This window comes from Saccharothrix ecbatanensis, from assembly GCF_014205015.1.
GTDB lineage: Bacteria > Actinomycetota > Actinomycetes > Mycobacteriales > Pseudonocardiaceae > Actinosynnema > Actinosynnema ecbatanense.
Genome location: NZ_JACHMO010000001.1, coordinates 4,446,431 through 4,468,006, shown reverse-complemented (window position 1 = coordinate 4,468,006; position 21,576 = coordinate 4,446,431). Strand labels below are relative to the sequence as shown.

Below are 21,576 nucleotides of genomic sequence, written 5' to 3'. Positions count from 1 at the left end.
CGGATCAAGACATTGTCGAGACCTGCCTGCGGGCGAGTCGCCCGCCGATCTGGATCCACCGGATCCCGCCGTCACCCGGGTCGCGCAGGAAACGCCCGGTCTGGTTCGTGTCACCCGTGTCGGAATCGCGCATCGCGAACACCAGCCCGTCGAACAACGAGAGGTCCGCGAACGGCTCGCCGTCCACCGTGAGCGCGAGGTGTTCCCGGTCCACCGCTCGCACAGCGTATTCGACATCACCGTTGCGAAAACTGCCCGCGCAGTCGGGCGGCGGTGCGATGCGGTGATGCAGCCCACTCATTCCGTCGTAATCCGCCACCGGAAGGCCGGCCGCTGCCAATTCCGGAACCAGTTCGCGCCATAATGCGAATCCGGTGCTGCCGTTGGTGGTCAGCGCCACCGCCGTGTCGTCTGCGGGATTGACCCGGAGATGGCACGACGTGCCGTCCGCGGTGCCGTCGTGACCGACCCAGCGGACGCCGTCGCGGTGGAACAAGGCCAGGCCCAGACCCCACCCGTCGGCCATCCCGAACGGTTCGGCGTGCCGGACGGGCTCCCGCATCAGCGCCAGTTCGTCCGGGTCGATCAGGCGTGGCGCGGCCCCGCCGAGCATGCGGCCGAACGTGACCAGGTCCGTCGCGCTGGCGGCCAGTGCCCCCGCCGGCGCGTCGACCGGCGCCAGCGACTGCCGCACCGGGACGACCCGGCCGGTGGTGGGGTTGACCGCGTGGCCGGTGACCACGTCGGGATCGGAGCCGGTGGTGAACCGGGCGCGCAGGCCGAGCGGGCGGAGCAGGACCGCTTCCACCGCCTCTGACCAGGACATCCCGGTGGCCACCTCGATCAGGTGGCCGATCAGGCAGTACCCGATGTTCGAGTAGGAGAAACCCGCGCCGGGACGGTGTAGGGGGTGCAGTTCGCGCAGGGCCTGCCGCACGTGGCGGCCCAGCGAGGTGGCGCGCACGTCGTCCGGGTCCGAAGGCAGGCCGCCGGTGTGGCTGAGCAGGTGCCGCAGGGTGAGGCCGTCGGCCACCACGGGCAGGTGGTCGGACAGCGGCGCGTCCAGGTCGAGGTCGCCGTCGGAGACGAGGGCCATGGCCACGGTCGCGGTGAACGTCTTGGTGATCGAGCCGATCGGCACGGCGGCCTCGACGGGCAGGCCCACCTCGTGCGTCCACGTGCGCCCGGCCCGGTGCACGGCGATCTGCGCGCCGGGCACCAGGTGGTCACGCGTCAGCGCCGTTAATCGGGTGACGATCCGGTCGGTGTCCATGATTGATCCTTCTAATTGAAGCCACGGTGAGCACAACGGCGGCTGCGGCCACAACGTTGGCTGCCGTCACGAGACCGTGGCTACCGCCGAACGGAGGCTTTCGCGGAATGGGTATAACCCATTTCCGTCGACTGTAACCCCAGGTTAGAAGGCCACTTCGCCGTTCACTCGAATGGCCGGTTTGGACTGCGTCGTCTCGTAAATGCCAGGCAGTACGCGAGGGTTATTCGCACCCGCTTGGCAACATTTCTGCGGTCCTGTCGTGATCCTACACGTGCGTCACGCGGTTAACCCCGAAATGTGCGGTGTGCTCCGTTTAGTTGGATTCCTGCAATTCCGGGTGAAGCGGCGTAACCTTTTATCGCCCGCGTCGTTTGCGGTTACCCGGCCGTAGCGGAGGTCCGCCGGTAGTGCCGGGCGGCTCGGGCCCGATTACCGCAGCCCGTCGAACACCACTCGCGCCTCGGGTGGTCCTTCATGAAGTACAGGACGCAGTTCGGCGCGTAACAGGCGCGAAGAAGTGTCCGACCGGGGCCGGTGAACAGGTCGACCGCTTCGGCGGCGGTGCCGGCCAGTGCGGAGCTCGCGGCGGGGGCGTCGGTGGTGAGGAGGCGGTGGAGTTCGCCGTCACTCAGGGTGAGTTGCGGCCACGTGGACGCGGTGGTGACCGTCCGGTTGACCTCCGCCACGGCACGCTCGACGTCGTGGTCCGCCGCGATCGGGCGCGTGTCACCCGTCAGTAGGGCGGCGAGGTCGCGCAGTGCGACGCGGAGTGACCGGAAGGCGACGAGATCGGCCTCGGCCGCCGGTGCGCCGTCCAGCCAGGCGGTCAGCTCTTCGGTGGTCGTCAGGTGGTCGTGCACGCCGGAGCGGTCCGCGCGGATGGTGTTCATCAGGCGGATCGGACGGGGTTCCTCGGACTGCCCTGGCTGCTCCGGTCGCGCGTCCTGTGACTGCACGCTTCTAACGCTAACACGGGCTTGCGCCCGTTAGAGATTCGTTCTAACGTTTGTATGGCCGACCAAACGTTAGAAGGAGTGTCCCGTGTTGCTGGTGCCACCGTTCACCGAGGACTCCGCCCGCGCCAAGGTCCGCGCGGCCGAGGACGTCTGGAACACCCGTGACCCGCGGCGGGTCGTCGCCGCATACACATCGGACTCGGTGTGGCGCAACCGCTCCGAGTTCGTCCGCGGCCACGACGAGATCGTCGCGTTTCTCACCCGGAAGTGGCAGCGCGAGCACGACTACGTGCTGCGGAAGTCGCTGTGGGCGTTCACCGGCGACCGCATCGCGGTCCGGTTCCAGTACGAGTGGCGCGACGACGAGGGCCGGTGGTGGCGCAGCTACGGCAACGAGAACTGGGAGTTCGCGCCGGACGGCCTGATGCGCCGCCGTGAGGCGAGCATCAACGACGTGGAGATCGCCGCCACCGACCGCCGCCTGCCCGGCCCGGCCGAACTCCCGGTGGCGTGACCATGCGCGTCGACGGACTGTGGCGGTACCCCGTGAAGTCCCTGGGCGGCGAGCCGCTGACCACCGCCACGCTCACCGAGGACGGCGTGGCGGGGGACCGGCTGGTGCACGTGCAGGGTGATCGCGGCCCGTTGACCGGCCGGACCAGGCACGGTCTGCTGACCATCCCGGCGTCCACCGGTCCCGACGGCACGCCGTTGGTGGCCGGGCGCCGGTGGGACAGCGCGGAGGCCGGCGCCCTGGTCGCGCGGCACGGCGGACGGCTCGTGGCGCACTCCGGTCCCGCGCGGTTCGACGTGCTGAACCTGTTGGTGGCGACGGACGGCGCGGTGGCGCACTGGGGCGCGGACCTCCGCCGGCTGCGGCCGAACATCCTGATCGGCGGCGTCGGCCCGCGCGAGGAACGCGACTGGCCGGGGCACGCGCTCGTCATCGGCGAGGCGGTGGTCGGGGTGCACTCGGTGCGGGGGCGGTGCGTCGTCACGTCGATCGACCCGGACACCGGCGCGCAGGACCTGGACGTGTTCCGCCGCATCCGCACCGAGTTCGGCAACGAGCTGTGCCTGAACTGCTGGGTGATCACGCCGGGGGAGATCCGGCCCGGGGACGGGGTCGAGCTGGTGCCGACCGACGAGGTGCCGGAGCGGGTCGGCGGCTGGATCGTGGGCGCCCCCTACCTGCCCGCGATCCAGCCGTAAGCGCCATCAGTCCAGGCAGAACTCGTTGCCCTCGGGGTCGGTCATCACGATGTAGCCGCTGCTCATCGGGGGAGCGGGCTCGTCACGGCGGACCCGCGTCGCCCCGAGCGCGACGAGCCGGTCGCACTCGGCCTCCAGCGCCGCCATCCGTTCCTCGCCCTGGAGACCGGGCGCCGCGCGGACGTCGAGGTGGACCCGGTTCTTGGCGACCTTGTCCTCCGGCACCTGCTGGAAGAACACCCGCGGACCGGACCCGTCCGGGTCCTCGATGGCGGATCGGGTGTTGCGCTGGTCCTCCGGCACCCCGATCCGCGCGAGGAAGTCGTCCCACGCGGCCAGCGGGTCGGCGCCCTCGGGCAGCTCGACCCCGGGCGGGGCGGGGTGGACGTAGCCGAGCACGTCGCGCCAGAACGACGACAGCGCGCGCGGGTCGTGGGCGTCGAAGGTGACCTGGATGTGGCGGCTCATCAGGCAGCTCCGTTCGTGAAGGCGTCCATGGGGTCACCATGACACCCATAGCGGACAGAAACGGTCCGGGTATGGGGCCGGACAGGGCGCCGGACAGAGGAATGGTGCCCCGACAACCGCGACCGCGCCGGCGCGGACTCCAGCCGCCCGCCCCGCACCGCCCCGCCGCCGTACCTCAGCCCCGTCGCACCGCCGCCGCCCCGCACTGCACCGCCGCCGCCCTGCAGTCGCGTCGGATTCCAGCCGCGTCGTACCTCAGTCGCGCTGGACCTCGGTGTGGAGCGACTCCATCCGGGCGTCCAGCTCGGCCGCGATGGCGGCGGTGGCGGTCAGCTCCTCGACGAAGCCGGCGGGCACGTGGTCGTCGTACTTGTAGTACAGCTTGTGCTCCAGCGTGGCCCAGAAGTCCATCGCGATGGTCCGCAGCTGCACCTCGACCTTCACGTGCTCCACCCGGTCCGACAGGAACACCGGGATGCGCACGATCAGGTGCAGGCTGCGGTAGCCGTTGGCCTTCGGCGCGGCGATGTAGTCCTTCGTCTTCAGGATCTCCACGTCGTCCTGCCGCGCCAGCATGTCCCGCACCCGGTACACATCGGACACGAACGGGCAGACCACCCGCACGCCCGCCACGTCGTCCAGGTGCTCGGCGGCGAGCGACAGGTCCGCCGGCAGCCCTTTGCGCTTGAGCTTGTCGAGGATCGCGTCGGGCCGCTTCACCCGCTGCGTGACGTGCTCGATCGGGTCGTGCCGGTGGATGAGGTCGAACTCCTCGCTCAGGATGCGGAGTTTCGTCATCAACTCGTCGACCGCGAACTTGTACACCACGAGCGACTGCCGCAGCACGTCGTCCGCGACGCCCATGTCCATGATCCCCACGATACCGGGACTCCCTCCCGCTAGGATGCCGGTCGTGAACACCCACTGGCACGTGGTCCTTCCGCCGCCGTGCGCCTGACCGGGCGCACTCGCTGAAGCACACCCGCTGACGCATCACCGATGCACATCCGCACGCCTGTCTGATGCTGCGGTGCGCCCGTTCGCGCGTCCTCTTCTCCTCCCGCGAACGGAGACCTCGTGTCGACCCTTGCCGTACGACTACGCGCTCAATTCACCCACGGACCGCTGCCGATCCTGGCCGCCTGCGTCCTGTGGGGCACCACCGGCACCGCCAGTTCACTGGCGCCCGCCTCCGCACCGGCCTCGGCCGTCGGCGCGGCGGGTCTCGTGCTCGGTGGCTTCCTGCTCTTCGTGACCGCACGCGGCGCCCGTGCCGTGCTGCGGACCGCCGATTGGCGGCTCTTGTCGCTCGGCGCGCTGACCGTGGCGGGTTACGCGCTCGCCTTCTACCCGGCGGTCGAGCGCACCGGTGTGGCGGTCGCCACGACCGTGGCGTTGGCCACCGCGCCGATCGTGCTGGGCCTGCGTTCCCGACCGCTCGTCACGTCGGCCGCCGTGGTCGGCTGCACGGTGCTCGTGCTGGGTGGCGGTGACGCGCACGTCGACCTGGTCGGGGTGGCGTTGGCGCTCATCGCGGGCCTGTCGTACGCCGTGTACTCGGTGATCTGCGCGCATCTGATCGGGCTCGGGCACCCGTCCGGCGCGGTGGTGGGCGCGGTGTTCGGCGGCGCGTCGGTGCTGACGCTGCCGGTGCTGTTGCTGCTCGGCGTCGGGTGGGTGGCGAGCCCGTCGGGCCTCGCGGTGACCGCTCACCTGGCGGTGTTCACCACGTTCGTCGCCTACCTGCTGTTCGGACGTGGGCTCCGGCACACGAGTGCGGCGGCGGCGACCACGTTGACCCTCGCCGAACCGGCGGTGGCGTCGGTGCTGGGCGTGGTCGTCCTGCACGAACGACTGCCGTTCGTGTCGTGGTGCGGGATGGGCGTGCTGGCACTGGCGTTGGTCGCACTCGCCCGCAGATAAGCCCGAGACGGGCCGCAGATAGGCCGCAGATAGGCCGCGAACAGGCCCGAGATCGGCCGCAGATCGCGGCCAGGCCACGGAAACGGCCCGGCCGGCGCTCCGATGCGGGGCGCCGGCCGGGCCGGTCAGTGCTGGTCGCCAGTAGTCGGCAGTCGGATCGTCGGCGCCCGGATCGTGGGCAGCCGGGTCGCGGGTCGCTAGTCGCTGCGGTGAGCGCCGCCGCCCAGGCCGTAGAGGATGCGCTGGATCACTTCCGGGTCCACGTTCGGCTCGTCGCCCAACGCCTCGGCAGCGGGTGAGCGGCGAGGTTCACGGCGCGGCAGGGGCACGGCCGAGGCGTCCATGCCGCTCGGCAGGGCCAGCTCGCACCACGCCAGGCGGCCACCCGCGGTGAGGTCGACCAGGCCCGCACGGGTGCCGGCCAGCTCCGGCGGCAACGCGACCCGGTTGCCCTCGACCTCGACCACCAGGTACGTGCCGGTCAGCCGCAGGCGCACCAGCAGGAAGCCGGGCGCGCGCCGATCGGCCACGTCGACCGCCGCGCCGACCAGCCTGCGAATCGTCTGCGCGGCCTCGTCCTGCATCGCGCGCAGGCGCCATTCGCCCAGCGAGAAGCGCACGAACATGTCCGCGACACTCACCGCGGTGGGCAGCGCGACGAGTCGAAGGTCGTCGACCTGTTCGGTCTGGGCGTTCACACCGATCCTCCTCGCCTGCGTCCGGCGCGTGTTACGCCAGATGGTGCCATGAGTGCGTCCGATGTCACCCACGTGGTCTACCGACCGTGAGCGGACCGTGTCCGCTTTGAGTTCTACGCCTTCAGTGTTCACCGAAAGAGAACCCTGGATTCACGATCTACTACGGCTGGAGACTGTGCGCGGTTCACATACGGTTGCGGCGACGAACCGGAAAGTACCGAAATGCGCGATGAAATGGAATCACGAGCTTGTTCGCCCGGACGAGCGACTTGACCTACGCAGAGTAGGGCCGAGCAGCACGAAGGGCCCACCGACACTCCGGCGGGCCCCTCCGTGGATCGCGTCCGGACATGTCCGGCGCGGGTGGCTCAGGCCTGCTTCACGGCCTCGATCTCCAGCAGGATCGTGATCTTGTCGCCGACGACCGCGCCGGCCGCGCCACCGGTCACGCCGAACTCGCGGCGGTTGATCTCGGTGGAGGCGGAGAAACCCGCGACCTTCGCGCCCTCGAAGCCGTCGCCGAAGCCGTTGACCTCCAGGTCGAGCTCGACGGTCTTGGTCACACCGCGCAGCGACAGCTCGCCGTCCACGACGAAGCCCTCGGCCTTGGCGCGCACGCCGGTGGACGTGAAGGTCAGCTCGGGGAACTTGTCGACGTCCAGGAAGTCCTCGCCCTTGACGTGGGCGTCGCGCTGGCCGTTGCGGGTGTCGATCGAGGTGGTGTCGATCTTGGCCTGGACGGTCGACTCCAGCGGGTTCTCGGCGGTCACGATCGTGCCCTCGAAGGCGCCGAAGTGGCCGCGCACCTTGGACACGCCGAGGTGGCGCACCACGAACGAGACGTCCGAGTGCACCGGGTCGATCGCCCACGTGCCCGCGAGGTAGCCGGGGATCTGAACAGTCTGCGTGGTCATCGGATGATCCTTCTCAGTCGGTCTTGTTGAACTCTCAACCGAATATAGCCGACGTTTGTTGAGGGTTCAACAACGCCGCGTATGATGTGGGACATGAGCGACGTGCGGTGGCTGAACGCCGAGGAGCAACAGGTGTGGCGTGCCTTCATGACCGCCGTGACCAAGTTCACCGACCACTTGGACCGGCAGTTGCAGCGCGACTCCGGGATGCCGATGGCGTACTACGAGATCCTGGTCGCGCTGTCAGAGGCGCCGGGACGGGCGCTGCGGATGAGCGAGCTGGCGTCGGTGTGCCACTCCTCCAGGTCCCGGCTGTCGCACGCGGTGGCCCGGCTGGAGAAGGAGGGCTGGGTCGAGCGGCGCGCGTGCCCGTCCGACCGGCGCGGTTCGATCGCGGCCCTGACCGACACCGGGTTCGAGGTGCTGGAGCAGGCGGCGACGGGGCACGTGACGGCGGTGCGGGAGCACCTGTTCGACGTGCTCACGCCCGAGCAGTTGCAGTCGCTGGCGGAGATCAGCCGGGCGGTGGACGCGGGGCTCACGGTGGAGTGCGACAAGGTGCGCGAGGAGTTCGCCGACTTCTGACCACGTCGGAGCCGAGGGTGTCTGACAGCGGATGTCCGGACGTTCCGCCGTGTCACGCTGTGTCCGATGTGGACGCGTCCGGTGCATCCGGCGCAGTGGCCGTGGGCCGACCGGAGCAGGCCGGGAAGTGTGCTCGGAAACGTGATGCCGCACGGTTAGCATCCGCCCCGTGGGAGCGAAGCTGGGGACGATCGCGCGTCGCGTCGTCGGTGCCGGTCGACGTGAGTCGGCCAGTGTCGGGGTGGCCGCGTTAGGGCTGTTGCTGTTGGCCGGCGCCGCGTTGGGCGACGGCATCGCGCGCACCGCCGTGGAAGTGTCCGACGGGCTCACGTGGTTGAACGACGACCAGCGCGGCGAGGTCGTCCAGGTCAACCCCAGCTCGGCGAAACCGCAGACCCGGTTGCAGGTCAGCGGTGCGGACGCGCAGCTGGAGATCGCGCAGTCCGACGACACGCTGATCGTGCTCGACCGCCGCACCGGGCAGATCACCGTGATCGACCTGGCCACGCTGCTGTCGTCCGGTCGACGGCAGGCGCCGCCCGGACCGTCGGCGAAGGTGCTCATCGTGGGCGACTGGGTGTTCGTGGTCGACCGCGCGGCCGGCTCCGTTCACCACGCCGACGCGGTGACGTTGGCCGACATCGGCACGCCGTGGCTCGCGGGCCAGCCGCTGGCCGACGTGGTGGCCGACGACGACGGCGTGGTGTGGGCGGTGGACCACGGCGGCAACCTGCACGCGTTGCGGTGGTCGGAGGAAGAGCAGAACTTCTCGGAGCGGTCGAACAAGCCGGTGCCGGGCGCCGGTCCGCGGACCGCGTTGGTGCCGCACGAGCGTGGCGTGACGTTGCTCGGGTTGGAGGGCGGCGTGGTGGTGCGTGACGGCACCGGCCGCGACCTCACCGCGAGCACCGCGTCGTTGGCCGGCGAGGTGCTGGCCGCGCAGACGAGCCCGACGGGCCTGGTGCCGGCGTCGATCCCGGACGCGTCGGCAGTGGTGTTGTTGAGCGGTGACGAGGTGGTGCGGGTCGACACGGGCGCCCTCGGCTGCCCCAAGCCGGGACGACCGGCGGTGTTCCGCGACCGCGTCTACGTGCCGTGCCGGGGTTCGGGCAAGGTCGTCGTGCTGGACCGGTCCGGTCGGCGTGGCGCGGAAGACGTGCGCACGGGCGGTTCCGGTGACCCGGCGCTGGTGTTCGACGACGGCAAGCTGTTCATCAACACGCCGGGTGCGAACCAGGGCGTGATCGTGGACGCCGACGGCCGGACGCGCAGCGTGGTGATCCGCGATCCCGAGTTGCCGGTGATGGACCCGGAGCGGTCGCCGATCCCGAGCGTGCCGAGCCCGCCGCCGCCGCGCCCGGATCCGCCGACGCGCGAGAACCCGCGTGGTGGCCCCAATCCGCCGGCTGGCGACAACGAGACGACGACGCCCGTTGCGCCTGTGACGACGACGTCGAGTGCCGATGTGGCGGGGGTCGTGCCGGGGCGTCCGTCCGGTGTGACGGTGTCGCAGCGCAGCAACAACGGCACGTCGGTGGTCGTCACGGTGAGCTGGAGAGCGGTCCCGGACGGCGGCGAGCCGATCTCGGGGTACACCGTGACGGCGACCGGTGGGTTCTCGGGCGGTAGCCGGGAGGTCCAGGTCGCGGGCACGTCGACCGAGCTGACGTTGGCGTGCGCGGGGACGTTCTGCACCAGCGGCAGGCTCGACGTGGCCGTGGCGGCGTACAACCGGTTCGGCGCGGGTGAGACCGGTGCGGCGTCGTGGATGGTTCGTCCGGTGGCGCCACCACCGACCACCACTACCCAGGCTCCTGTGCCGACGACGACCACGACGACGGTGCCGCCGGCCCCTCCGCCAACGACTACGACTACGACGACGGTGCCGCCTCCTCCCCCGCCGAGCCTGCCCACGGCGGGCGCTGCGGTGATCACCACCTTCGGCCCCACCGGGGACATGTACACAAAGCGGGTGAACATGACCCCGCCGGCGGACTGGGCGAGCCACGACGGCCCGTGCGAGCTGATCAACCTGACGTTCGGCCACTCCGAACCGATCGCGTGCTCGGCCACGTCCGCGATGATCGGGGTCGACGTCGGCTCGAACCGGATCGTCGTGCGGGCGCACGCCGCGACCGGCACCGGATCCGTGGATTCCGCGGTCCGCAGCACGCCGGTGCGCGACATCGACGAGTGCGGTGGTCGGATCTGCCAACCGAGGAGCGTCCCGGCCGCCGCGGAGGGCAACCAGTTGGTCGGCGGCGGCATCGGGCTGTTGGCGACGGCGTGGCTGCTGACGTTGCGGAACCGGCGCGAGCGGCGCGGCGAGTCGGAGTGAGACCCGGCCACTGTCGGTCGGCGGTGTGCGTGGGTGACGAGCACGAGGGGCGATTGTGACGACGACGGCGGTTCCGGCGATCGGTGCGGACGAGATCGCGGCGTTCCGCGCACTGCACGCGCGGCTCGGTGACGCGGTGGAGTCCGCGATCCGGGGCAAGCGGGACGTTGTGGACCTCGTGCTGGTGTCGATGTTCGCGGGCGGGCACGTGCTGTTGGAGGACGTGCCGGGCACGGGGAAGACGACGTTGGCGCGTGCGGTGGCGGGCGCGTTGGGCGGGGTGTCGCGGCGGGTGCAGTTCACGCCCGACCTGCTGCCGTCGGACGTCACCGGCACGTCCGTCTACGACCCGCAGACCGGTGAGGTCAGGTTCCGGCCGGGGCCGGTGTTCGCGAACATCGTGCTGGCGGACGAGATCAACCGTGCCGCCGCCAAGACGCAGTCGGCGCTGCTCGAGGTGATGGAGGAGCACACGGTCACGGTCGACGGCGTCGCGCACGCGGTGCCCGCGCCGTTCCTGGTGGTCGCCACGCAGAACCCGATCGACCTGGACGGCACGTACCGGTTGCCGGAGGCGCAGTTGGACCGGTTCATGCTGCGGACGTCCATCGGGTACCCGGCGGTGGAGCACGAGATCGACGTGCTGCGGCCGGGCAGCGGCGCCGGTCAGGTCGGCGCCGTGCCGACGGTGAGCAACCCGCACGTGGTGGCGGAGCACGGGCGTCGGCTGGCGATGCTGCACGTGGCGGACCCGTTGTTGCGGTATATCAGCGATATCGGCGTGGCGTCGCGCGAGGACGGCCGGTTGCGGTTGGGTGCGAGCACGCGTGGTCTGCGGGCGTTGGTGCGGTGCGTGCAGGTGTACGCGGCGTCGCAGGGCAGGCATTTCGTGGTGCCGGGTGACGTGCAGGCGTTGGCGGTGCCGGTATTGGCGCACCGGTTGGTGTTGACGCGTGAGGCGCAGTTGGCGGGGACGACCACCGAGGAAGTCCTGGCCGACGTGCTGGCGGGTGTGGCGGTCCCCAGACCGGCCGCACGATGACCCGCGTGCGGCTGACCGCACGGGGGATCGGCGCCGTGCTGCTCGGCGTGCCGTTGGTGGCTTTGGGGCTGTGGTGGCGTTATCCGGGGGTGGCGGGGTTCGGTATCGCGCTCTTGGCGTTGGCGGGGGCGGGTGTGGTGTCGGTGTTGTCGCGGGCCCAGGTCGCGCCGAAGCGGATCGTGCGACCTCGGACCGTGCAGCGATTGGGCGTGTGCACCGGCGTTGTGGAGTTGACGGGGACGAGCAAGCGGTTCCCGGTGTGGTTCGACGCTACGGACTCGGTCGCGGGTCAGGTCGTCGCGGTGGACATCCCGCTGCTGGCGCCGGGGCAGCAGGTGAAGGTCGAGTACCCGATCCCGACGCACACGCGCGGCCTGCTCTCCGTCGGTCCGCTGACGTTGAGCCGTCGTGGGTTGGCCGGTCTGGCGCATGCCACCACGGTGGTCGGTGACGTGGTGGAGGTCCGCGTCGTGCCTCGGGTGTTGCCGGTGCGTGGACTGCCCGGTGGGGTGCGGCGTGGGCATGTGGGGGCGGACGAGCGGGTGGAGCGCGGCGGGACGGACTTGGTGGGGTTGCGCGAGTACGTGCCTGGTGACGACTTGCGCCGACTGCACTGGGCGACGTCCGCGCGGACCGGGACGCTGATGATCCGCGAGGACGCCGATCCCGCGCGGCCGCACTTGGCGGTGGTGTTGGACGACCATGCGGACGGGTATGCGTCGGTCGCGGATTTAGAGGATGCGGTGGAGGTGGCGGCGTCGTTGGTGACGGTGGCGATCGCCGAGGGGCATCCGGTGCGGTTGGTGTCGTGGTCGGGTGCGGTGGACGTGGAGTTGCCGGCGGGGGCGGTTTCGGCGGACGCGTCGGTGGTGTTGGCGGCGTTGGCGGATCTGAAGGCCGAGCCTGCGGAGCGGGCTTCGGTGACGCGGCCGTTGCCGATCCGGGACCTGGATGTGGTGGCGGTGGTGTGCGGGGCGAAGGCGGAGCTGTCCGGGTTGGTGTTGGAGGCGGGCCGGGCGTCGGTAGGAGTGGTCCTCGTAGTCGACCCCGTGTCGGCGGTGGCGGTTTCGGCGGTGGGGTCGGTGGTGGTGCTGCGTCACGTGAAGGCCGAGGGGTTGTTGGACGCTTGGAACACGGCGGTGTCGCGGTGAGCGCGTTCGCGTCCGGCGCGCGGTCGGGCCAGCGCCTTGCCACCCAGCTCGGTAAGCTGCCCACATCCGCGCCCGCCGGCCAGGCAACGTGGCAGACGACATCCCTCGCTCCAGCATCTGAAGATCACCCGATAGTGCAAGGGGCGTCGGGGATGAATGGTAAGACCGATTTCGTTGCCAGAAGTATGAAGGCGCGGCGCCACGGCCCCCGGTGCCTTTGGGCGGTGGGTGCGTGACGGCGCGGCGGCTCGACGGCGTCGATGCGAACCCACAGCCGGTCGGGAGCACGCAACCGGGCGCAAGCGCCCGACCGGATGCGAGAACGCGGCTGGGTGTGAGCGCCCGGCTGGGGTGGGCGGCGTTGCTGCTCGTCGTCGCGGCGATGCACCTGGGCGCGGGTTGGCAGGGGTATGCGCCGTCGCTGGTGTTCGCGGGAGCGGTGGTGGTGGCGTTCCTGTGCCTGCCGCTGACCCGGTGGATGCCCGCCGGGCTGGTGGTGTTCGCGGTGGTGGCGCTGGCGTTGGTCGGCGGCTACTTGATCGCACGGGACTCGGCGATCGACTCCACCGACCCGCTCCCTGTCCTGCTGGACCTCGTGCCCCGTCTGCTGACCGCCGCACGCCCCGCGCCCGCGACGCCCGAGCTGTTGGTTCCGGGTGCGTTGCTGGTGTTCGGGGTGTCGCTGGGGGTGGCGTTGGCTGGCCGTGGGTCGGTGGCGGCGGCGGGGCGTGGGCCGGTGGCGGCGGCGGCGAGGCGGGGGCTGCCGGTGTTGGCGGGCCGGGGGCGGTCGTTGTTTGCGCCGGTTGTCGGGGTGGCGGTGCTCTACACGTGCACGGCGTTGTTGACCGCGGGGCAGGCGGATCGGAACGGGGTGGTCGCGGCGGTGCTGCTTGCGCTTGTCGCGGTGGGCTGGTTGGTGGTGGACCGGCTGGACGCTGGCGGCGGCGTGGTGGGTGGCAGTGCGGCTGGCGGCGGGGCGGCTGGTGGCGGTGTGGCGGGCGGCCGGGTGGCGGGTGGCGGCGTGGCGAGCGGCGGCGTGGTGGGTGGCCGTGGTGCGAGCGGCGGTGTGGCCGGCGGTGCGGTGGCGGGTGGCGGCGTGGCGAGTGGCGGGGTGGCGGGGGGCCGCCGTGCTGGCAGGGTGCTGCTTGGGCTGCCTGCGGTGGGTGTGGCTGTGGTGGCGTTGGTGGCGGTTGGGATGCCGTCCGGTGCGGCGTTCGAGCCTCGGGAGTTGGTGGAGCCGCCGGTCACCGGGCTCGGTGTGGCCAGTCCGTTGCCGCAGTTGGCGTCGTGGGCGGGTTTGGGGGATACCGAGCTGTTCCGGGTTCGCGGTCCCGAACGGGCGGTGCGGTTGGTGGCGTTGTCGGACTACTCGGGCGCGGCCTGGCGGGCTGCCTCGCTGTACGGGCCGATCGGCGCGGTCGCCGCGCCGGACCTCCCTCCGGGCGCACGGGTCGACGAGGCCGAGGTGGAGATCACCATCACCGCGCTGAACGGCAGTTGGCTGCCGACGGTTGGCCGCCCCACCGCGGTCACGCTGGACGGCGCGATGGTCGACCCCGACTCGGGATCGTTGGTGTCGCTGGACGAGTTGGAGCCCGGCCTCAAGTACCGCGTACGCGGCGTGCTCGACGTACCCGACGACACGGATCTCCTCGAAGCCACCGTTCCGACCGGCGACCAGACGCGTCGCTACGTGGCGTTGCCGGGATTGCCCTACTCGCTCGCCGAGTACGCGCGCCAGATTGTGCGGAGCGCGCGCACGCCCTACGAGCGGGCGGTGGCTATCGAGCAGGTGGTCAAGCAGGGACGGGTGCCGGACGCGCAGGCGCCGGTCGGGTCGTCCTACGCGCGGCTGGAGAGGTTCCTGTTCGGTGCCCCCGGTGAACCCGGTGCGAACGCTGGCACGGCCGAGCAGTTCGCCTCGGCCTTCGCGGTGCTGGGACGGGCGGTGGGGTTGCCGACGCGGGTGGTCGTCGGGTTCCAGCCGGCCGCGGGGGAGGAACGGGTCGTGCGCGGAAGTGATGCGACCGCGTGGCCCGAGGTGTACTTCGCCGGATGGGGTTGGGTTCCCTTCGACCCGGTGGCGGGTGCGTCGTCGGGCGGGTCGAGCGCGGCGCAGAAGCGCGAGGTGCTGGACCGGTTGGCGTCGATCACGGCCAGTCCGACCAGCACGCCGCTGTCCACGCCGCCGCCGTTGGTGACGCCGTCCAGCGCGGTGGCCGTCCAGGCGCCGGCCGAATCACGGCGGTGGGTCGGGTACGCGGTGCTCGGCGCACTGCCGGTGTTGGTGTTGTTCGTGCTGGCGACGGCTCGGCTGGCGCGGCGGAGACGTCTGCGGGCGGCCGGTGCGTCCGGGGCATGGGCCTACGTGCTCGACGGTCTGCTGTTGGCCGGTCGAACCCCGTCACCGGACCGGACCGCGCCCGACATCGCATCCGACATGACGACATCATCCGACATGACGGCATCCCACATGACGGCCGCGTCGGGCATGGCTGAGCAGGCCTTGGAACTGGCCAGGTTGGCCGAGTTCGCGGCCTTCGCGCCTGTCAGACCGGTCGTCGACATCCAGGATCGCGGTCACGCGTGGAGGTTGGCGCGTCACGTGCGCGGTGGGCTGCGGCGGGGTGTTCCCTGGTACCGCAGGATGTTCTGGGCGGTCGACCCGCGACCCTTGTGGCGACGATAGAAGGCGCTGGAAGCCAGGCGTCAGCCGTTCCGCACGGCACACGTCCGGGCAGAAGCCCCGCGTTGAGTCGCCGGGTCGGCCAACCCGATCGCCAGCACCTGAAAGCAGTACTGACCCGCCGCCGGCTCCAAACCCTCCACCACGTGCGAAGTCGCACCCGCCGCCACCGTCACCAGCGGCTTCGCCGACGCCCCCGTCACATCCACCACCACGAACTGCGCGTTGCCATCGCTCGGATCCGTCCAGAACAGCTCGATCCGGTCACCGTCGTCCTCCAGCCGCTTGAGCGTCGGGGTGAATTCCGGATCACCACCCTCCGGCACGCTCGCCGTAGTCGTCCCGGCAACCGACAAAGACAAAGTAGGCAACGAAGACGAAGACGGCGGCGCGGCAACCCGATCCGACCGGTCCGGCAGGCTCGACACCACCCCGAAAACCACACCGACAACCACCGCCGCCACCGCCCCCACCGTCCACAATCGACGCCCACGTCGCGGCGGTGGCGGCTCAGGCAGTTCCACCAACGGCGGAGCGGGCGGTGGCACGACAGGACGCGGCACGGTGTTGTGACGGACGGTCAGGTCCGCCAAGTCCTCCGTCCACGTCTTCACCACCTCAGGCGCGACAGCGACCGGCGCCGCCTCGACCAACGGCTTGGGACCGAAGTCCGGCAACTCCGTCGGACCCTCCGGATAACGCTCCGGCACCTCCTGCCGCACCGCCACCGTGTGATCCGGGTCCACTGTGGACTGAGGTGTCCACGCCGGCACGGAGGCCAGCGCCGCCCGCAACGACGCCGCGTCCGGGAACCGCTCCTCCCGCGCCTTGCGCAGGCACCGCAGGATGATCGCCACCAACTCGACCGGCACGTCACGCCGCAGCAGTGACCGAGGCTGCCCCTCACGCACCCGCCCCAGGTAGGCGAGCATGGTGTCCTCGCCGGGCGTGTCCGACGTGAACGGCGGCTGCCCGTCCAGCAGCGTGAACAGCGTCGAGCCCAGCGACCACACGTCGTCCGCCACGGCCGGAGGGCGGCCGTCCACCATCTGCGGAGCGGCGTGCCGGTAGCTCACCAGCTGTAACGACGCCGTGTGCGCCGCGTCCGCCCCACGCGCGATGCCGAAGTCGGCCAACACGTAGGACGTGGGCAGCACAAGGATGTTCTGCGGCTTCACGTCCCGGTGCAGGATGCCCTGGCCGTGCGCGAACGACAGCGCGTCCGCCACCGCGATCCCCGCCGCGACCACCTCGTGCACCGGCAGCGGCCCGCGTTGGAGGAGCCGGTCGTGCAGCGATCCGAGGTCGTAGTACTCCATCACGATGCACGGCCGGCCGGCGATCACGCCCGTGTCCAGCACCGTCACGATGTGCGGGTGCTGCCGGCCCAGCCGCACGGTGATCTCCAGCTCGCGGCGGAACCGGCTGACCGTGTCCGGATCGGTCACGTCCAGCACCTTCACCGCGACGTCACGCCCCAGACCGTCCTGCGTGGCCCGGTACACCGTGCCCTCGCCGCCGTGCGCGACGAGCCGGAAGTCGCTGTAGCCGGGCAGCGCGACGGCGGACGCCGCGCCCTCGCCGGGCGGGGGCGCCCAGGCCAGCAGGTCGTCGGCGGGATCCACGCCGACGATCGTATCGGCCGGCCACGACACCGACGGACAGCTTTCGGCGTACGGTCGGCTTCCCGGCATCGCAAGGTGGGAGGCACGCCGGCGACATCGGCCCAGACACAGGCCCAGACACAGGACCAGCGGAAGGAACCCGTGATGAGTACCCCGATCGTGGTCGGCGTGGACGGGTCGGAGTCGGCGTTGACGGCCGTCCGGTGGGCCGCGGAGGAAGCCGCCCGCCGCAAGGCGCCGCTCAAGCTCGTGCACGCGTTCCTCCTGCCCACCCGCGGTTACCCCGACATGGTGGTGACCGGCCACGAGGTGCGGCAGGCGTTCGAGCAGCAGGGCAACCAGTGGCTGGAGGAGGCGGCGCGCACCGTAAGGGACGTCGTGCCCGAGGTGGAGACGTCGGTCGTGTTCGAGCGGCCCGCCGCCGCGCTGATCGCCGAGTCCCGCAACGCGCGGCTCGTCGTGCTCGGCTCGCAGGGGTTGGGTGCGGTGTCCGGGCTGCTGGTCGGCTCGGTGGCCGTGGCGGTCGCCCAGCACGGCAAGTGTCCCGTTGTCGTGATCCACGACGATGTACCTGACGCGGGACCGGTCGTGGTCGGCGTGGACGGCTCGCCGGCCAGTGAGGAGGCGATCCGGTTCGCGTTCGAGGAGGCGTCGCTGCGGGACGCGACGCTCACCGCCCTGATCGCGTGGACGGACCTCCTGGTGGAGAACCCGTATGCCACGCGGTTGCGCGTCGACCGGGACGAGATCGAGGTGCAGCAGCGGGAGTTGCTGGCCGAACGCCTGGCCGGTTGGCAGCAGCAGTACCCGGACGTGTCGGTGGAGCGGGTCGTCGTCCGCGAACGGCCGGTGCGGGCGCTGCTCGACGCGGCCCGGAACGCGCAGCTCCTGGTCGTCGGCAGCCACGGCCTCGGCGGTTTCGCCGGCATGTTCCTCGGTTCCACCAGCCAGGCCCTCGTCTACCACTCGCCGTGCCCGCTCATGGTGGTCCGGTCCGAGGCCTGACACGCCCGTCACCAGGGGCGGTCTTTCCGCTTGGTCGGCACAGCGGGCATGATCGGCACCGCGAGGTGATCGACGGGTCGGGTGGCGGGACGGCACCCGACCCCGGTCCGACCGGCGACGCAGCAGGGGAGCGGAATGGTCGCAGTGCTGGGCGGTCTGCGGGCCAATCGGGACCTGGCGGTGCTCGTGGCCGGTTCCGGGGTGTCGAGCCTCGGCACGCAGTTGACGCTGATCGGGTTCACCATCGTGCTGGCCGGGTCCGGGCCGTTCGCGGTCGCCGGGCTGTTCGTGGCCGCCGCTCTGGGCGCGGTCCTCGGCGCGCCGCTCGCCGGGTGGGCGGTCGACCGGTTCCGCAACCGCATGCTGCTCGCCGTCACGGTGTGCGGGCAGGTGCTGCTGCTGGTCGGCCTGCTGTTCGGGTACGCGCACGTGCCGGTGCTCTACGGGCTGATGGTGCTGCTCGGTTTGTCCGGCGCTGTCGTCCGGGCGTGCGCGTCCGTGTTGATCCCGCTGACGACCGGCGAGGACCAGACGACCGGCGAGGACCAGGCGGCGCGTGGGTACGCGTGGTTGTCGTCCGCGCAGAACACGGGGTCCGTGGCGGGCATCGTGCTCGGTGGCGTGATCGCGGCGGGACCGGGCATCGAGGTGGCGTTGCTGCTGGACGCGGTGGCCACGTTCGTGCACTTGGCGCTGGTGCTGCGGCTTCGCGTGGACCGTGATCCGGGGCAGGACGAGGACACCGCCGGACCGGGCGCGCAGTGGAGCGGTTCGGTGCTTCTGCGCAGCGACCGGTTGCTGGTGGGCCGGGTGGTGGCGCAGGTCGTCGGTGGCGTGGCCGTGGCCATCGCCCTGGTCAACGAGGTCTTCCTGGTCCAGGGCCCGCTGGGCGGCAACGAGCTCACCTACAGCGTCATGCTCGCCTGCTGGACGGCCGGGCTGCTCCTGGGAGCGACCGCGAGCCGCCGCTTCACCACCGCGCGGTCGTTGGTCGCCGCCTTCGCCACCGCCAACCTGTTGATGGCTTTGGCCCTCATCGCACCCTCCTTGATCCCGCACGTCGTGGTCAACGCGGTCGCGTGGGTGGTCGCCGGCGCGTGCAGCTCGGTCCAGAACCTCACGCTGAACGCCCTGGTCCAAGCGAGGACACCGGACTCGGTCCGTGGACGGGTGTTCGCCACGGTCGGCGCGATCACGGTCGGCGCGGGCACGATCGCCATGGTCGCCGCGGGCGCCGTGGTGAACGCCGCCGGACCACAACGCGCCCTGACCGTGGCCGCCGCCTTCGCCCTGCTCGCAGCCCTGATGGCCGGCATCACCGTCCTCCGTCGCCGCCACCTCCAGCCACCGGTCGTGTCCCCCGACTTCGAACCCGCCCCGACCCCCGAAGCCCGGTCAGCGACTGGCTGAACGGGATGAGGGCCGAAACCAGTTGCACTCTGGAACCAAGTAGTTCTAGTCTGGAACTATGTCGAGCAGCGGAGCGCCGGAATCGCCTGTCGGTGAGTTCACCGAAGCGTTCATGGGGCTCGTGCGGTCCCTTGGGCTGCTCGAACCCGACCACACGCCGTGCGGGTCGCCGATGTCCGTCGCCGAGGCGCACGCGCTGACGATCCTGCGCGAAGGTCCGCTGCACCAAGGAGAACTCGGCGCCCAGCTGCACCTGGGAAAGTCCACCACCAGCCGGTTGACCGACGGCCTGGAGCAACGCGGCTGGGTGCGTCGAGAGGCCGATCCCCACGACGGACGCGCCAGGCTCCTGGTGCTGACCGCCTCCGGCACCGAGGCGGCGGCCGGGGTGGTGGAGCGGCGGGGGCGGCGGCTCGCCGAACTGCTCGACCACATCGACCCCGCGCACCACACCACCGTGATCGAAGCACTTCGCCTGCTCAAGGAGGCCAGCGGCCGTGAACGTTCGTAGAGCCACCGTGGCCGCAGTGGCCGTACTGGCCGCACTCGGCACCGCGTGCTCAAGCCCGAACCAGACGCCGGAAACGGCCGCACGTCAATCCGAAGTCGCGGCCAAGGGCAGCACCGTCATGCCGTTCGACCTGGACAAGACCACCCACCGCTTCACTCCCCGCCCCGACGGCCTGCTGCAAGAGGTCGTCGCCGACGAACCGGCCGACCCCACCCAGATCAACCTCGTCCGCGAGCACCTGACCGACGAGGCCAAACGTTTCCGCGGTGGCGATTTCGCCGATCCCGCGAGCATCCACGGCGCCGACATGCCCGGCCTGTCCGCACTGTCCGCCGGCGCGTCCGCCATCACCATCGACTACCTGGACCTGCCCGCGGGCGCGTCGCTGACCTTCCGCACCGCCGACCCCGCACTGGTCGAAGCCCTGCACGCCTGGGGTGAAGCCCAGGTGGCGGACCACGGCGAGCACGCCGAACACGGACGCTAGAACGCCACTTGTACTTACGGTGTACGTGCTGAACGATGGGCGGCATGACTTCCGGCTCGCACGTGCTCGACCCGACAGGCAGCGACATCCACGCCGAAGCGGCACTGCTGCGTGCGAGGGGATCGGTGACACCGGTCGAGCTGCCGGGCGGCGTCACGGCCTGGTCGGTGGGCCGCGTCGACCTGATCCGCCAACTGCTCGCCGACCCGCGCGTGTCGAAGGACCCGAGCCAGCACTGGCGTGCCTGGAAGAACGGCGACATCCCGGAAGACTGGCCGCTGAACATCTGGGTGGGCGTGAACGACATGTTCAACGCCTACGGCCCCGACCACCGCAGGCTGAGGTCGTTGGTGTCCAAGGCTTTCACCGCTCGCCGGGTCGCGGCGCTGCGGCCGCGGGTCGACCGGATGGTGGCCGACCTGGTCGACGGGCTCGCCGCCGGCCCGAACGTGGTCGACCTGCGCGCCGAGTTCGCCTACCCGTTGCCGATCGAGGTCATCTGCCTCCTGTTCGGCATCCCCGACGACGCCCGCGCAGGCCTGCGCAAGAGCGTGGACGGCATCGTCGACACGACCACGACGCCGGAGCAGTTCCTGGAGAACCAACACCGCGTCTACGAAATCCTGAACGGCCTGATCGCCGCCAAACGCGCCGAGCCGGGTGACGACCTCACCAGCGGCCTGATCGCCGCCCGCGAGGAGGACGGCGCGACGCTCACCGAGGACGAGCTGGTCAACACCCTGCTCCTGCTGATCGCCGCCGGTTTCGAGACCACGGTCAACCTCCTCGACCACGCCATCACCGCGCTGCTCACCCATCCCGACCAACGCCGCCTCGTCGTCTCGGGCGAACGCACGTGGCACGACGTGATCGACGAGACGCTGAGGTGGCAGGCGCCGGTCGCGAACCTGCCGCTGCGCTACGCCGTCGAGGACATCACCGTGGACGGCGTGGACATCCGCCAGGGTGACGCGATCATCGTGAACTACGCGGCGGCCGGACGCGATCCCGCGCACCACGGCGCCACCGCCGACGAGTTCGACCTCACCCGCGCGGACAAGTCGCACCTCGCCTTCGGCCACGGCGTCCACTACTGCCTCGGCGCACCCCTGGCCAGGGTCGAAGCCGAGGTGGCGTTGCGGGCGTTGTTCGGCCGCTTCCCCGATCTCGCGCTCGCCGTGCCGGCGGACGAACTGCGGCCCGTCCAGTCGTTCATCACGAACGGCCACCTCTCCCTGCCGGTCGCCCTCACACCCGAACGGTTGTAGCCGGACGCACCCGACCCTATG

20 protein-coding genes are annotated in these 21,576 nt (G+C 71.0%); 13 read left to right on the top strand and 7 right to left on the bottom strand.

All coding sequences use genetic code 11. The features are described from left to right. Window positions 1-4: 4 nt before the first annotated feature. Window positions 5-1,273 (bottom strand): serine hydrolase domain-containing protein, encoded by a 1,269-nt coding sequence (locus tag F4560_RS18310; protein WP_184921576.1) that lies wholly within the window; start codon window positions 1,271-1,273, stop codon window positions 5-7. Between the two features lie 380 nt (window positions 1,274-1,653). Then, window positions 1,654-2,232 (bottom strand): CGNR zinc finger domain-containing protein, encoded by a 579-nt coding sequence (locus F4560_RS18305; protein ID WP_312869353.1) that lies wholly within the window; start codon window positions 2,230-2,232, stop codon window positions 1,654-1,656. A 91-nt stretch (window positions 2,233-2,323) separates the two neighbouring features. On the opposite strand from F4560_RS18305, the gene F4560_RS18300 reads away from it, so the two are divergent. Together F4560_RS18300 and F4560_RS18295 are read left to right on the top strand one after the other, a co-directional pair. Next, entirely contained in the window at window positions 2,324-2,746 is a 423-nt protein-coding gene (locus F4560_RS18300) for a nuclear transport factor 2 family protein (RefSeq protein ID WP_221484348.1), read from the top strand. Window positions 2,747-2,748: 2 nt separating this feature from the next. Further along, window positions 2,749-3,444: an MOSC domain-containing protein gene (locus F4560_RS18295; protein WP_184921572.1), complete on the top strand. Its 696-nt coding sequence runs from the start codon at window positions 2,749-2,751 to the stop codon at window positions 3,442-3,444. A gap of 6 nt (window positions 3,445-3,450) precedes the next feature. Here F4560_RS18295 and F4560_RS18290 read toward each other — a convergent pair whose 3' ends face one another. Together F4560_RS18290 and F4560_RS18285 are read right to left on the bottom strand one after the other, a co-directional pair. Continuing rightward, complete coding sequence (locus F4560_RS18290) at window positions 3,451-3,912, bottom strand: VOC family protein (protein WP_184921570.1); 462 nt, start codon at window positions 3,910-3,912, stop codon at window positions 3,451-3,453. A 255-nt stretch (window positions 3,913-4,167) separates the two neighbouring features. After that, entirely contained in the window at window positions 4,168-4,782 is a 615-nt protein-coding gene (locus F4560_RS18285) for a GTP pyrophosphokinase (protein WP_184929231.1), read from the bottom strand. 207 nt (window positions 4,783-4,989) lie between these two features. Here F4560_RS18285 and F4560_RS18280 point away from each other — a divergent pair, with 207 nt between their 5' ends. Continuing rightward, window positions 4,990-5,835: an EamA family transporter gene (locus tag F4560_RS18280; RefSeq protein WP_184921568.1), complete on the top strand. Its 846-nt coding sequence runs from the start codon at window positions 4,990-4,992 to the stop codon at window positions 5,833-5,835. 197 nt (window positions 5,836-6,032) lie between these two features. Here the strand turns inward: F4560_RS18280 and F4560_RS18275 are convergent, their stop codons facing one another. Together F4560_RS18275 and F4560_RS18270 are read right to left on the bottom strand one after the other, a co-directional pair. Further along, a complete protein-coding gene (locus F4560_RS18275; protein ID WP_184921566.1) occupies window positions 6,033-6,533 on the bottom strand; it encodes an ATP-binding protein in 501 nt (166 codons plus the stop codon). Between the two features lie 368 nt (window positions 6,534-6,901). Continuing rightward, window positions 6,902-7,447, bottom strand: coding sequence for a YceI family protein (locus tag F4560_RS18270; protein ID WP_184921564.1), 546 nt, complete (start codon window positions 7,445-7,447; stop codon window positions 6,902-6,904). A 93-nt stretch (window positions 7,448-7,540) separates the two neighbouring features. Here F4560_RS18270 and F4560_RS18265 point away from each other — a divergent pair, with 93 nt between their 5' ends. The 5 genes from F4560_RS18265 to F4560_RS46205 all read left to right on the top strand — a co-directional run bounded on the left by F4560_RS18265 (window position 7,541) and on the right by F4560_RS46205 (window position 15,252). Beyond that, a complete protein-coding gene (locus F4560_RS18265) occupies window positions 7,541-8,032 on the top strand; it encodes a MarR family winged helix-turn-helix transcriptional regulator (protein WP_184921562.1) in 492 nt (163 codons plus the stop codon). Between the two features lie 169 nt (window positions 8,033-8,201). Further along, window positions 8,202-10,370 (top strand): fibronectin type III domain-containing protein, encoded by a 2,169-nt coding sequence (locus F4560_RS18260; RefSeq protein WP_184921560.1) that lies wholly within the window; start codon window positions 8,202-8,204, stop codon window positions 10,368-10,370. A gap of 55 nt (window positions 10,371-10,425) precedes the next feature. After that, window positions 10,426-11,412 (top strand): AAA family ATPase, encoded by a 987-nt coding sequence (locus tag F4560_RS18255; RefSeq protein WP_184921558.1) that lies wholly within the window; start codon window positions 10,426-10,428, stop codon window positions 11,410-11,412. Continuing rightward, window positions 11,409-12,563 (top strand): DUF58 domain-containing protein, encoded by a 1,155-nt coding sequence (locus tag F4560_RS18250; protein ID WP_221483555.1) that lies wholly within the window; start codon window positions 11,409-11,411, stop codon window positions 12,561-12,563. The genes F4560_RS18255 and F4560_RS18250 overlap by 4 nt, the downstream gene beginning before the upstream one ends. A gap of 334 nt (window positions 12,564-12,897) precedes the next feature. After that, window positions 12,898-15,252 (top strand): transglutaminase TgpA family protein, encoded by a 2,355-nt coding sequence (locus F4560_RS46205; protein WP_184921555.1) that lies wholly within the window; start codon window positions 12,898-12,900, stop codon window positions 15,250-15,252. Window positions 15,253-15,272: 20 nt separating this feature from the next. Here the strand turns inward: F4560_RS46205 and F4560_RS18240 are convergent, their stop codons facing one another. After that, on the bottom strand, window positions 15,273-16,874 hold the full coding sequence (locus F4560_RS18240; RefSeq protein ID WP_184921553.1) for a serine/threonine-protein kinase: 1,602 nt from the start codon (window positions 16,872-16,874) through the stop codon (window positions 15,273-15,275). A gap of 144 nt (window positions 16,875-17,018) precedes the next feature. Here F4560_RS18240 and F4560_RS18235 point away from each other — a divergent pair, with 144 nt between their 5' ends. The 5 genes from F4560_RS18235 (at window position 17,019) to F4560_RS18215 (ending at window position 21,555) form a co-directional block, all read left to right on the top strand. Next, window positions 17,019-17,879, top strand: coding sequence for a universal stress protein (locus tag F4560_RS18235; protein ID WP_184921552.1), 861 nt, complete (start codon window positions 17,019-17,021; stop codon window positions 17,877-17,879). 135 nt (window positions 17,880-18,014) lie between these two features. Further along, on the top strand, window positions 18,015-19,289 hold the full coding sequence (locus F4560_RS18230) for an MFS transporter (protein WP_184921550.1): 1,275 nt from the start codon (window positions 18,015-18,017) through the stop codon (window positions 19,287-19,289). Between the two features lie 58 nt (window positions 19,290-19,347). Continuing rightward, a complete protein-coding gene (locus F4560_RS18225) occupies window positions 19,348-19,800 on the top strand; it encodes a MarR family winged helix-turn-helix transcriptional regulator (RefSeq protein ID WP_184921548.1) in 453 nt (150 codons plus the stop codon). Then, the gene (locus tag F4560_RS18220; RefSeq protein WP_184921546.1) at window positions 19,787-20,287 is read left to right on the top strand and encodes an aspartate carbamoyltransferase; all 501 of its coding nucleotides are present in this window, start codon (window positions 19,787-19,789) and stop codon (window positions 20,285-20,287) included. The genes F4560_RS18225 and F4560_RS18220 overlap by 14 nt, the downstream gene beginning before the upstream one ends. A gap of 44 nt (window positions 20,288-20,331) precedes the next feature. Then, window positions 20,332-21,555, top strand: a complete 1,224-nt coding sequence (locus tag F4560_RS18215; RefSeq protein WP_184921543.1) for a cytochrome P450 family protein — start codon at window positions 20,332-20,334, stop codon at window positions 21,553-21,555. The last annotated feature ends 21 nt before the right edge of the window (window positions 21,556-21,576 follow it).